Here is an 11372-nt window from a genome sequence, read left to right on the forward strand (position 1 = left end):
ATCCCCTTCAAATCGTCCGCTACGCGCGCCGCCGATCTCAACCGATGGCTCGCGTGGTATAACGACCGCAGGCCGCATTCGGCCATCAACCGACGACCGCCCGCTCAGGCGCTCCTCGGAACAACCTGATCAGAAGTGACAGCTAGCCTGCCAATGCACTTCCAAGTTGAGTTGGCGCGCCGCGCTCGCCGCGGCTCGCGCCAGCATTCCTGTGTAGGTTGGAAACGAGAGCGGAACGCCGGCCAGCTCATCGACCCTCATCCCCGCGGCGATCGCGATCGCCGCCATCTGTGTGATCTCCACGGCCCGCTCGCCGACGACGTGGCAGCCCAGAATCGTGCGCTTTTCGCGGTCGACGATCAGCTTGCAGAAGCCGAATGTGCGCCCATCGATGATGGTGCGAGTGGTCGAGTCGAAGTGAACTGCGACGGTCAGTACATCGTGCGCTTCGCGGGCTCTTGCTTCTGTGAGACCGGCTTGGGCGTATTCGGGATCCGTGAAGCTGCCGATCGGAGTTGTCGGGTCTCCGACCGTCGCCTGCTGCCCGAGCACAGCGTTCGTCCCCGCCACGACGCCTTCCTGCATCGCCTGCGGCACGAGCATCAGGCGCCCCGTGACGTCTCCGGCGGCGAAGACGTGAGACTTCGAGGTGCGTTGATACTCGTCGACCTTCACAAAACCTCGTTGATCAGCGACTACGCCGGCCTTTCCGAGGTCCAGTCCGGCGGTGTCGGCAACCCAGCCGACCGCCACGACGGCGAGCGCCGCCTCTGCAGTGGCACGGGCGCCGTCTTTCGAGAAGTTCATCCGCACTCCGTTTGGCGTCTTCTCGAAGGATTGGATCGCGCCGAAGTTTTCATGAACCTCGATGCCCGAGGCGCGGAATGCGATCGCAACCGCTGCCGATACGTCCTCATCCTCGCTCGGCAGGATGCGCGGTCCGGCCTGGAAGAGTTGGATTCGCGCGCCGAATGCGTTGAAAATCGAGGCGACCTGCACACCCGTCGCCCCAGCGCCAACGACCAGCATCGAGGGCGGGACGCTTTTGAGCCCCCAAGCGTCGCTATGGGTGTGGGTCAACTCGAAACCTGGGATCGGTAACCGCCTGCTGACGCCCCCGGTGCAGATGATGACCTTTTCAGCTTGGACCCTCATACCGCTTTCGCTCTCGACCGTGTGCTCGTCGACGAAGCGCACGACGCCTGCATGTTCGCGGACGGTCACGCCCAAGGAATCGATCTGGGAGCGTAAGGAAGAATGCGCGCGCACGTCCCTCACCACATCGCGCACGCGCGAAAGCAGGCGGGCATAATCCAGCACCGGCTCGCCAACTCGGATGCCGTACTGCTCAAGTTGTAGCGCTTCACGCATCAATCTCGCCGCATGGGCGAGCGTCCGCACGGGAACCGGTCCGTCATTTGCCGCCATCCCGCCGAACTCGGCGCGTGTCACCAAGGCCGTGCGGGCGCCAAGATCCGCAGCGCGGAGGGCAGCCATCAGGCCCGCCGGCCCCGCGCCGATGACGACGACGTCCATCATCACTCAGCTATCCTCACGATGAGACGCCTCTTCGGGGCTTTCAGAGCCCTCGCTCAATGTCGCGAGGTATCCAAGAGACTTCAGGCCGGGGAGGAAGAAATACGCGCCGCCTCGCAGGGTCGTGAAGGCTGGCAACCCGACAATTTTCTTGCGGATCGGGCGCTTGGGAATTTTGAACTCGAGCGAACCGTCCTGATTGCCGGCAATCGGATCGCGCTCGTTGCCGAGTTCGTTGAAGTTCCGGTCGTTTATCCAGACGTTCTGCGCGAACTCGAACTGGCGGATCAAACTCCCGCAGATGATGAAAGCGGCGATCCCGCGCTCGACTCCGTCCTCCGACGCGCCTTCCGGCAGAGGAGGCCCGTAAGTCGCGCCACGCCTGATCATTCGGCGACGGTTCATGTTATGCGCCTCGTCGCGAGGATTCATCCGACGCACGTGCGCGCCAAGCGGAGCCGCATAGCCGTGCGGGTCCATCTCCTTGTAATTGAAATTGTTGTTGCGCTGCATGTCGGCGCCGAGCGCAGGATCATCCTTGTCGGGAGCCAGCACCAGCGGCGCGCCGCTCCGCCAGCGACCCATCAGCTTTGCCGCAACCAATTCCTGCTCTTCGGGGGTCTCGCCGTGCTCCCGCAGGAACTCTCGAAACGCCCCGACATGCTGCTGCAATCTGCGATACGCCAGGTAGCTGCCGTTGCAGGCGATTATCTCCGGACGCGGACGGTCGGCGATCACGCCGTTTTCGTCCGGATAGCCGAGGATGAACTCGCCCGCCTTCAAGGGGGCACCTGTGCCCGGCGTCGGCTCTGCGCCACTGCCTTCGATCACCGGCTCGGACAAACGGTCTCGATAACCGAAGTGTTCATGTGGATAACCGAGCGGTGGAACTGCTTCGAGGTCAAGGACGGACAAAACGTCTACCCCTTGGCATGCGGCGACGAGCTTCTCATGCTCGGACACGCACCGGTCGCGCTCAACGGCGTCCGTTGCAAAAAGAACCACGATGCCGTGTAGATCGGGCTTGCCAGTCCGCCAACCCAATGATCGGGGGCGCTTGCGCCCGTGTCGCCCAGTACCCAAGCGCGTGCCGCCATCCCCTGCTTGAATTCTTCGGGGAAGGTCTCCAACGAATCCTCGTTGAGCCCGAGCGCCCGCAGTCCGTTCCAAGTGAAGGCGACGGTCACCCAGCGCTTGTCGTTCCCGGCGCCCGCGCGCATCGCCGCGGCGGAATGAACCGTCTCCTTGATCGCCGACAGCCACGCCCGCCCGCCCGCCGCATCCCGGAACGTGAGGAACACGTAACGGGCAGCCAGCGCCGGGGGACGCGTAAGCAGGAGGTGTTGGATGTCATCAAGCTCTAGCATCGAGGTTTGTCCTCGGGGGCTTCTTGACGGTGCTCACGGCGGCCTTGCTACGGTGACTCTCGACGCTGCGCATGACCGGCTTGCGCGCCCTTGGCCCATGCCCAAGCCCGGATGCGCCAATACTCCCCCCGTTTGCCAAGCGCGACGACGTAGGTCGCACCAGACTGCGTCGTCTTCCGGCCTTGCGCCGTAAACCTCATGGTCGCGGGTACGACGACGTAGCCACTGTCGCCCGTGACATCGACATGCGACGGTTCGCCAAGGGCGATGCAGCAGTCCGCGGCGCCTGCCCGTTCGCCTGCATCCATCGCTTCTCGGTACCAGTCCAGGCACGCTGTTGCCACGCTGTTGCGCCGTGCCACACATGCGGCACCAGTCCATCAAGGATGGAACCCGACTCGTCGAAAAGCACCGCCATTCCCTGCACGTCCACTTTGTTGAAGGCGTCGACGTAGCGTCGGACGGTCTCCATCGGTCCTGTCGTGTCGGTCATCTTGGCTCCTTGGCGCGCCGCTGCTCAGAACGGGCGCGCCTGTCCGAACGATCACTGCATCTGGTCGAGCATGTCCGAAAATGCGGCCTTCACCTTGAGCGCTTTCTTGATCTCATCCGCGCTCACATACGGATACTCGGCGTATTCGAGGAAGCTCGGACATTGGTGGTCGCGCACGAACTCGACGAAAGCCGCAGGGTTGGCCTGCCAATCCGCAGGGAAACCTTCGAGATTCTCGAACACGGTCCTCAAGCCCGTTATCCCGAAAAGCGACACGGCGTCTTCGGTATATTTGTCGAAGTCGGTGTCGAAGATGCCTTGATACATGAAGTAGGTCTCCGCCTTGATTGGGAAGAGAACCCAACGAAGGTAATGCAGCTGCAAAATGGCAAGGCAGTCCGGCTGCTCGGCCACCGTCCTCTCGATGTTTTTCGCATACTGATAGAAGACTTCCTCGCGGCCTGGGATGACCTTGGCGACGATCGAAAAGCAGTAGCAAGCCGGCGTTTTGGGGAAGATGGGGCCGTATCGCCCTTGCTCGACTTTGTCGGGGAAAAAACCGCCCTTAGGGATCGCCATCGCGGCTGGCTTCGACCAGTCCTGCGTCGCTCTGGGTTCGTTGGTCATCGGCTCATTTCTCCCTTTGTGCTTCTCCGACCTGGTCGGCTTCCTGCGAGCGGGCGAAAAACAAGCGCGCGATACGATTGAAGGGCCCTCGCAACAGAGCGTAGGGGACGAGGGCCAGCAGCGTCGCCGTAAACAGAAGCTCTAAGGGATAAAGGAAGTGGGACGTGATGAGCTGGTAGATGCAATCGAGCACGACGGATACGAAGAATGGCAGCCGGGCTCCGCGCCAGCCCTCGTGCAACAACTGACGTCGACGCTTTGGGTTCCGAGCGATCGCCCACAAGTAGCCTTGTCTGCCATCCTTTGCATCCCGCACGCCGGCGGGCAGGGCCAGCAGCGCAGCCATTACAGGTTGGATTATAAATCGCAGGCTCAACGCCCCTGAGGGCCTGGACAAGAAATGCTCCCAGCCGCGGGCGACCATGTCCAAGACAATGCTCATCCGCCCTGCACCCTGCGTTGACCGCCGATGGGATGGGGTCGGAACGGCGAACAGTCATCTAGGGCGAGAGCCAACAATGGCGAGACCAATGTTCGGCGGTGTGGTGTCGCGCAGGAAACGCCCTATGCGTGGTCCCGGTGAGCAAACATCGGAAGAAAGGCCGGAGGCCTTCAGCCTTATTGGCGATGCGTGAGGAACCGGGTCTACCCCTCGCAAGTTCCCAGACGGGGCTGGAGCAGGCAAGGCCAATCCGGGAGGCTTCGATGGAGAGGCGCAGTTTATTGCAAATGCTTTGCGTGGGAATCGGGGCAGTTACATGCATGCCCGCCCACGCAACCCCGACATTCTTCGCGCCCGTAAGCTCGGGTAAAGATCCTCGTTCGGCATCCCAACCGGCAGTCGCCACGGAGAAAGACGTCGAAAATGCTCAGGTCGAGGACGCGCAGTATGGGCATTGGCGCCGCGTCAACCGGCGGCACTACCGCCGCGTTAGCCGACGCGTGTACAGGCGCCACTATTACTATTAGCAGCGGCGCCTCCCTGGCAGCGCCCCTGGTCGTCAGGTGATGGGTCGCACAAAAATGCAAGCAACGCCGAACCCTGCGATATGCTGCCAGGAAGGCGAGCTGACAGAGGCTGCCCGTCTGACCTCTTCGGCCGCCCGAGCCGTCGACAAGCGGCGCCAGCAGTCCCACCCGAGCCCGCGGCGTTGGCCGTCTCGGAAGCGGCGCCAACCGTCGTGCATGACATCGAGCCGTCGAAGGACGCGCGCGTCGAGCGGATCACCCGGCTCACACCCTCTTCCATGATCGAAACTCTCGGATCCGTCAGGTTCGCCCCGTGGAGATCCACCATTGGATCTCGCGCCCACCCGACCACTGCCGGAACGAGCTCCGCGAGACGACGCGCGCCTTCCAGAAAAGATCCTTCGTGAGATCGAAGAGCTAAAAGAAGCAATCCAAATCGATTGGGATTAGCTGAATTCCAATGTTCACAGAGAGGAGGAGCGGGTGCGGGTACGAAGCCACTCAGATCGATGTGAGGACGAACTAAAAAGGCTGACGGAGATGTATTCGGCTTGCGCGGGCGGAGCTCAGTTATAATTAGCCCAGGATCGCCGCCGCCTCCCTGAGCACGCGTACCCCGGCGAATTGACCGCGATCGATGCCCCATGGGATGCCGGACGTCTCTCTGCAGCGTGCAGGAGAAACGTTGCTTGGCATAGGCCCGGCTGCTCGGCGTCTTTCAGCCAGACACTGAGCTCCCCAGCTCTCTTGCAAGCAAACAACGAGCAAGCTGCAAGTGCGATTGGCGCGGAAGGAACGTCCGCATTTTAGCATGCATCGCTCTGATCTCTTCGACCTTCCGAGTGCTTTAATTACAAGATGCATAGAAGCTCAAGATCGCCTTCTTAAGGATTATTATCGTCGTGACGGCGAAATAGCGCTTCGGCTTCCGCGCGGAGCTTGACGCGCTTGACTGCGGTCGACTCGACCTGCACTGCTCTAGCGCCCTTGGTCGCCAGAGGCTCAATCGATCGTTGCGGATGCGAGCGTCTGAATGAGTCCGAAATGACGGCGGGCGGATATTTGAGGCGCAGTGTTTTCACGAATCACTCTCTCGGAAAGGCGCGTGGATAATTTCTGATTTGTCGGCACAGGGCAACAGGGACCGTCTCTCGAACTCACCTCCTCTCAAGTGGCCGCCTTTGAAGGCGAGCCTCAGCCGCCTCGCCAGATTTTGATTCAGCGATTTTGCCCCACGCTTCGGTTAGGAATCCTTTGTTAACGAGCCCGAACAAATTATGATTGGGTCCGCTACCCCCACTGAGCGAACATTTTGTCAGGAACCGCGATGCCAAAATCCGTTTTGAGAATAATCGATATGGAAACGACCTGCCAATCCCTCCCGTTCAGACAACTCATCGAAGCCTTGGATGAAAGTTTCACCAATGCCTAACTTGCCCCGATCCGGCACCACCATTCACTAGAGAGGCGCGAAGACAATGACGCTACGCTCCTCTTGATGCCGACCTGGACGGAAAGTTCATCATCTGAGCAGTTCATCGGCGTGAAGATCGTAACGGTCTTCCCAAGCAATTCGACGAAAGGGCTTCCGAGCGTAACGTCCACTTATCTCTTGTGCGATGGCGAAACCGGCCGCCAACTTGCCCTCATCGACGGAAACGTCCTCACAGCGCGACGCACGGCCGCGACCTCGGCTCTGGCGACGCGATATTCTCCCGCCCTGACGCGCGACGCCTGGTTTTGCTCGGGACTGGCCAAGTCGCTCGCCTGCTTCCACAAGCCTATAGCACGGTGTTGCCCATCGATCACATACAGGTCTGGAATATCAACAGAGGCAGCGCCGAACGCCTGGCAGCGGAATTCAGCTCCGCTGATATTGCGGCCTCCGTCGCCGACGACCCGGAATTGGCTGTTGCCGGCGCGGACATCATCAGCGCCGCGACCCTATCGACCTCTCCGCTTATCCAAGGAAAATGGCTGAAGCCGGGGCAACACGTTGATCTCATCGGAAGCTTCACGCCCGGAATGCGTGAGGCTGATGATGAAGCGATTCGAAAGTCATTCGTCTTTGTTGATAACAGGACTGCCTTAGTGTCTGTCCGAGGAAAAGTTGCGTCGAATCAGTCGGTTATGATTCATCGAGGCGATCTGATTCTTTTGGGGATCGCCAAATGTGGACGAACGAAAATCGTGCCCGCTATGATCGCAGCAAGTTGCGCTATCCCAGCGATCTGACGGACGCAGAGTGGGGATTTGTCGGACCTCTGATCCCGCCTGCGAAGCGCGGCGGCGGCAAGCGCACGGTGAACATACGCGAGGTGATCAACGGCCTGATGTATGTCCTATCGACAGGCTGTCAGTGGCGTGCGATTCCAAAGGACTTCCCACCCAAAAGCACGGTTTATGGCTATTTCGATCTTTGGACATATGACGGGACGTTAGATCGCATCCACCACGTGCTTTATGTTATGTGCCGGGAAGCGGAAGGGCGCGAGGCCAGCCCGACGGCCGCCGTCATTGACAGCCAGAGCGTGAAAAGCGCGGAAAAAGGGGGAGCCGCATCGATCCCCATGGCTATGACGCGGGCAAGAAGATCAAAGGCAAGAAGCGACATATTCTTGTCGACACGATAGGGTTGCTGCTTCACGCCGTCGTTCATAGCGCGGACATTCAAGATCGCGATGGCGGCATTCTCGTCCTGAGCACGTTGTTCGGGAAGTTTCCATTTCTTAAAAAACTGTTTGCCGATGGCGGATATCAGGGTCCCCAATTTCGCGAGGCGCAGAAGAAAGCCTTGCCGGGTCTTGTGACAGAAATCGTCAAGCGTTCCGATGCGGCCAAAGGCTTCCAGGTCTTGCCCAGGCGTTGGGTTGTTGAGCGGACCTTATCCTGGCTGGGTCGTTGTCGCCGATTGGCCAAGGATTGGGAAAATCTCAATCGAAAAGCGCTCGCTTTCTTGCACCTCGCCTCCATTCGCCTCATGCTCAGAAGGCTCTGTAATCAATCATGAAGTCTCCGGACCGACTCTTACATGAGTCTGGCGACCTTATTCAGCCCATCAAAAACGGAATCATCGATCAAAGCGACATAGTCGCGACGCTCCCGGAATTATGCAAGAAGGCGCATCCTGGAAGACAAGCTCCCGATCAGATCACATGCTTCAAAAGCGTCGGCTCGGGTGTAGCCGATCTTATCGCGGCAAAGCTCGTCTTCGGCACTCCATAGATTGTGTCCCGAGGCACCCAAACCACGCGGTTTAAGAGCGCTAATCGGCGAGATCGGACGACCCTGTCGCGAGATCTTAATTGCGGGCGTATCAAGGCGATGAAGGATTACAAACCAACACAAGCTTGCCCCTTACGGATCCCTGGCCGAGCAGTTCATGCGACGGACTTCATTCAGTGGGATGCGCTCGGCGATCAGTGGCTTGATTTTCTTGTCACGAAGCAGATTAAACAGCGTGGGCGTCGTCTGCCGGGCAAGAGGAAAGCGCGAAGCGCGTGCCGGCTTGCGAAGATACTAAGGGCTCTGGACCCTGCCCCGGCCTCACGGTCTGAGGCTGGAAGCACGCTCATTTTAAAGCCGCACGTCCACCCAGCGCTACGGCTCAGAATCAGGATTCAGCAATGGCTGCCTGATCGTCTCCTACTCAATCTGGATCACCTCAATGGGAACGGGTCGTGGTTCAACACCTTGGGCGCTTTAGCGCTCTCAAGGGCCCTGGGTCGACGTCGGAAATCCTTTTAGGGCGAAAGCCGGCATAACCTCTACGCCTTTTGTTTGGTTCACCCCGCCATCCAGATGGCAACACCCGCGCCAACCGCCGCTATGCAGACAATCCAAACCACTGGCATAAGATTCAAGTTGTCTCGTCCACTCATTGTTGTTTCCTCTCGCCGCCTCGACAGCACCGAAGGGATCCCCTTGAAGACCAGGCGCTCTCGCCAACAAAACTTGCCTGGACCGGTGGCAGTTCCCCTGCGAATTGCGCGCGCTCTGAGGCGATCTATTGGAGCTTCGAATTGTCACCACCGATGAGACGCGCTACTCTTCAGCGATGCAGCTGAGGGCAGGATGAGCAGCCGCGCCAGCTCCAATATTCAGAACACTAATGCCCGCAGGCCCAGCGGCCACAGCAGCACCAATCGAAACCCCAATCGCGCTCAAATCCGGCAGAGTCCTATCCGCAACCGCATCCGCGCCGACGGCGTATTGATATCGAGAGCGTGCCGATCAACATGCGTGGGGCGAGCGTCGCGGTAAAAAGCATAGAGCTTTTCATCCGGGCCGCTGAGCCAAGGCGCGCTAAATACGAGCTGCTGACCTCCCGGAGCTGCGCCGCAATGTTGAGACTTGTCTTGGCCCTTGCGACAGCTCTCTTTCCCCTGGCTGTCTTCACGATGAGCTGCGAGGCGCGATCGTCAATAGCCGCGCCGCATAGGCCCTATCATACCGCCTTACACGTCCGCCTACGCAAAAAGCATCGTGGAACTGGGGGATCAGCCTTCGCAGCCATCGTGCGAGACGCAAACAGCGGCCGAACCCTGTTTGCTCGCAACGAAAACGAACTGCGCTACCCGGCCTCCATCACGAAGGTCATGACTCTCTATTTGCTGTTCGAGCAGCTAGAGAGGAAGTGTTTGCAGCTGGATTCACCGATAAAAATCTCGTCCCATGCCGCCGCGCAAGCTCCCTCAAAGATTGGCTTGCCTCGGGGTCAGACAATCGACGTCAGGAGCGCGATCGAAGCCGTGGTGACGAAATCGGCCAACGACGTGGCGGCAGCAATCGCCGAGGAGATCGGCGGCGACGAGCAGACGTTCGCGCGGATGATGACTGCTAAAGCTCATGCGATAGGCATGAGCCGCACATATTTTTCGAACGCCTCGGGGCTGCCTAGCAAAGGACAAGTCACCACAGCCAAAGACCTGGCGACTCTTGGAGAAGCCATCCAGGAACGCTTCCCCAATTATTTCGGATTTTTCTCCACTCGCCACTTCGCTTATCGCGGCCACGTGTATCGGAACCACAATCACCTGCTCGGCAAGCTTAACGGAATGGACGGCATCAAAACCGGCTTCATACGCGCTTCGGGCTACAACCTCCTGGCGTCCGTCCGGAGAAACCGACGCACGCTGATCGCTGTCATTTTGGGCGGGCGCACCGCGGCATCACGCGACCAAGCCATGGCTCGGCTGATCGGGAGCAACATAGGGAAGGCTTCTCCCGTGCGAACCGCCGCGGCGATTGCGCCGAAAGCTTACACCCAATCAACCCCTAGCTCTCAAAACTGCGAGATAGGGACATCTCCAGACGCGAGAGCGGATACCAACAACGCATCGGCATTGGGACGTGAATGAGGAAAGGAGCGGACATGCGAATAATAAAAACGGCGCTGCTCGCGGCCGTGGCGTTCTTCGCGATGATGGTCGTCGCGAACGCCCTCGCACGCGTGCATATCGATCTCACCACGCATCGGAGCATGTGCAGTCATCACACGGCGACTATACCTGGCGAGTTTCAACGGCTCGTTCCGGCTATCATACGCCCAAGGGTAGCTTTGCGCCAATCCGTATGGAGAGAATGCATTATTCACGTAGATACCACATGGAGCCCATGCCATATGCGATCTTCTTCAAGGGCGGCTACGCCATCCATGGCAGCCTGCGGACGCAGTCGCTGGGACGACCGGTGTCACATGGATGCGTCCGGCTGTCGCCTTCCCACGCAGCTACGCTCTATCGAATCGTTAAGGCCGAGGGCGCCCATATATCGGTGACTGGAAGACCTTCGATTCATGCCCTCCGCAGGCGATGAGTCGAGCGCGGTCTGAATGATCTCAGATAACGGGGCGCCGGCGCTGTCTTCGGCATAGGGGGGAACCTGAATCACGCTCAAGCACGCGGTCGGCTATAGGACGCGACTGGGATGGGCGTACGTTACCTTCAAAAGCCGTTTTGTGGGCGGCAATAAGGCCGGTAGCTCGCTTCCAATTCTCCAACTGCAACGCGATGCCAGCTCCGCTGCTAGCTTTGCGATTGCTTTTCTCCGTGTTCATCGCCAAGGCTCTTTCCGGCCCGAGAATCTGCCGGAGGCGCTTCCGGATAGGCGCCACCCAAAGCGACATGGAAGTGGCGCCGCAGGGCGTCGTTGCAGGCGCAGGATACGCGCTCCAGCCTCGTTCGATCCAGAACGCGCACGCTCCCGCGCTTTGTTTCGATAAGGCCCTTCGCCCTGAGCGACTTGATCACCCGGGTGAAATAACTGCGGCCGATCCCCAGCATTTCCGCCAGTTGATCCTGAGTCAGAGACAGGCTCTGCTCGCCAGTGCGATCCATGGCCGCAAGCAGCCATTTTGCCGTGCGTTGTTCGATGGTGTG

13 protein-coding genes and 1 pseudogene are annotated in these 11372 nt (G+C 59.6%); 7 read left to right on the forward strand and 7 right to left on the reverse strand.

Annotated features, from left to right (window positions below; translation table 11 throughout):
* Entirely contained in the window at window positions 1–129 is a 129-nt protein-coding gene (locus ACR652_RS23925) for an integrase core domain-containing protein (RefSeq protein ID WP_434507019.1), read from the forward strand.
* On the opposite strand, the gene ACR652_RS23930 is transcribed toward ACR652_RS23925, so the two are convergent.
* The 6 genes from ACR652_RS23930 to ACR652_RS23955 form a co-directional block, all read right to left on the reverse strand.
* Window positions 130–1539 carry a dihydrolipoyl dehydrogenase family protein gene (locus tag ACR652_RS23930; RefSeq protein ID WP_434508980.1) on the reverse strand — a complete coding sequence of 470 codons (1410 nt, stop codon included), beginning with the start codon at window positions 1537–1539 and terminating at the stop codon, window positions 130–132.
* A 3-nt stretch (window positions 1540–1542) separates the two neighbouring features.
* Window positions 1543–2499, reverse strand: coding sequence for a Dyp-type peroxidase (locus tag ACR652_RS23935; protein ID WP_434508981.1), 957 nt, complete (start codon window positions 2497–2499; stop codon window positions 1543–1545).
* Window positions 2457–2903 carry a hypothetical protein gene (locus tag ACR652_RS23940; RefSeq protein WP_434508982.1) on the reverse strand — a complete coding sequence of 149 codons (447 nt, stop codon included), beginning with the start codon at window positions 2901–2903 and terminating at the stop codon, window positions 2457–2459. The genes ACR652_RS23935 and ACR652_RS23940 overlap by 43 nt, the downstream gene beginning before the upstream one ends.
* A 196-nt stretch (window positions 2904–3099) precedes the next feature.
* Window positions 3100–3396 carry a hypothetical protein gene (locus tag ACR652_RS23945; protein ID WP_434508983.1) on the reverse strand — a complete coding sequence of 99 codons (297 nt, stop codon included), beginning with the start codon at window positions 3394–3396 and terminating at the stop codon, window positions 3100–3102.
* 51 nt (window positions 3397–3447) lie between these two features.
* Window positions 3448–4023 (reverse strand): hypothetical protein, encoded by a 576-nt coding sequence (locus tag ACR652_RS23950; protein WP_434508984.1) that lies wholly within the window; start codon window positions 4021–4023, stop codon window positions 3448–3450.
* A 4-nt stretch (window positions 4024–4027) separates the two neighbouring features.
* The gene (locus ACR652_RS23955) at window positions 4028–4369 is read right to left on the reverse strand and encodes a hypothetical protein (protein ID WP_434508985.1); all 342 of its coding nucleotides are present in this window, start codon (window positions 4367–4369) and stop codon (window positions 4028–4030) included.
* Between the two features lie 2064 nt (window positions 4370–6433).
* On the opposite strand from ACR652_RS23955, the pseudogene ACR652_RS23960 reads away from it, so the two are divergent.
* The 6 genes and pseudogenes from ACR652_RS23960 to ACR652_RS23985 form a co-directional block, all read left to right on the forward strand.
* Window positions 6434–6691: pseudogene (locus ACR652_RS23960) on the forward strand (ornithine cyclodeaminase family protein); the annotation flags it as partial.
* Complete coding sequence (locus tag ACR652_RS23965; protein ID WP_434508986.1) at window positions 6607–7227, forward strand: hypothetical protein; 621 nt, start codon at window positions 6607–6609, stop codon at window positions 7225–7227. The pseudogene ACR652_RS23960 and the gene ACR652_RS23965, both read left to right, overlap by 85 nt.
* A protein-coding gene (locus ACR652_RS23970; protein WP_434508987.1) for an IS5 family transposase occupies window positions 7164–8002 on the forward strand; the annotation gives its coding sequence in 2 pieces (ribosomal slippage) (window positions 7164–7572 and window positions 7572–8002; 840 coding nt in all). Before ACR652_RS23965 ends, ACR652_RS23970 begins: the two co-directional genes overlap by 64 nt.
* Window positions 7999–8217 carry an ornithine cyclodeaminase gene (locus tag ACR652_RS23975; protein ID WP_434508988.1) on the forward strand — a complete coding sequence of 73 codons (219 nt, stop codon included), beginning with the start codon at window positions 7999–8001 and terminating at the stop codon, window positions 8215–8217. The genes ACR652_RS23970 and ACR652_RS23975 overlap by 4 nt, the downstream gene beginning before the upstream one ends.
* Before the next feature lie 1292 nt (window positions 8218–9509).
* Window positions 9510–10352: a D-alanyl-D-alanine carboxypeptidase family protein gene (locus ACR652_RS23980; protein WP_434508989.1), complete on the forward strand. Its 843-nt coding sequence runs from the start codon at window positions 9510–9512 to the stop codon at window positions 10350–10352.
* 124 nt (window positions 10353–10476) lie between these two features.
* Complete coding sequence (locus tag ACR652_RS23985; RefSeq protein WP_434508991.1) at window positions 10477–10809, forward strand: L,D-transpeptidase; 333 nt, start codon at window positions 10477–10479, stop codon at window positions 10807–10809.
* Between the two features lie 209 nt (window positions 10810–11018).
* Here the strand turns inward: ACR652_RS23985 and ACR652_RS23990 are convergent.
* On the reverse strand, window positions 11019–11372 hold a 354-nt coding region (locus ACR652_RS23990), incomplete at its 5' end, for a Crp/Fnr family transcriptional regulator (protein WP_434508990.1).

The organism is Methylocystis sp. (genome assembly GCF_051061225.1).
Lineage (GTDB): Bacteria > Pseudomonadota > Alphaproteobacteria > Rhizobiales > Beijerinckiaceae > Methylocystis.

Bases quoted from the DNA above. Each gene is read 5' to 3' on its own strand.
- ACR652_RS23975 (WP_434508988.1), top strand. From the start codon at position 7,999: ATGAAGTCTCCGGACCGACTCTTACATGAGTCTGGCGACCTTATTCAG.
- ACR652_RS23945 (WP_434508983.1), bottom strand. From the start codon at position 3,396: ATGACCGACACGACAGGACCGATGGAGACCGTCCGACGCTACGTCGAC.
- ACR652_RS23955 (WP_434508985.1), bottom strand. From the start codon at position 4,369: ATGGCTGCGCTGCTGGCCCTGCCCGCCGGCGTGCGGGATGCAAAGGAT.
- ACR652_RS23940 (WP_434508982.1), bottom strand. From the start codon at position 2,903: ATGCTAGAGCTTGATGACATCCAACACCTCCTGCTTACGCGTCCCCCG.
- ACR652_RS23950 (WP_434508984.1), bottom strand. From the start codon at position 4,023: ATGACCAACGAACCCAGAGCGACGCAGGACTGGTCGAAGCCAGCCGCG.
- ACR652_RS23930 (WP_434508980.1), bottom strand. From the start codon at position 1,539: ATGATGGACGTCGTCGTCATCGGCGCGGGGCCGGCGGGCCTGATGGCT.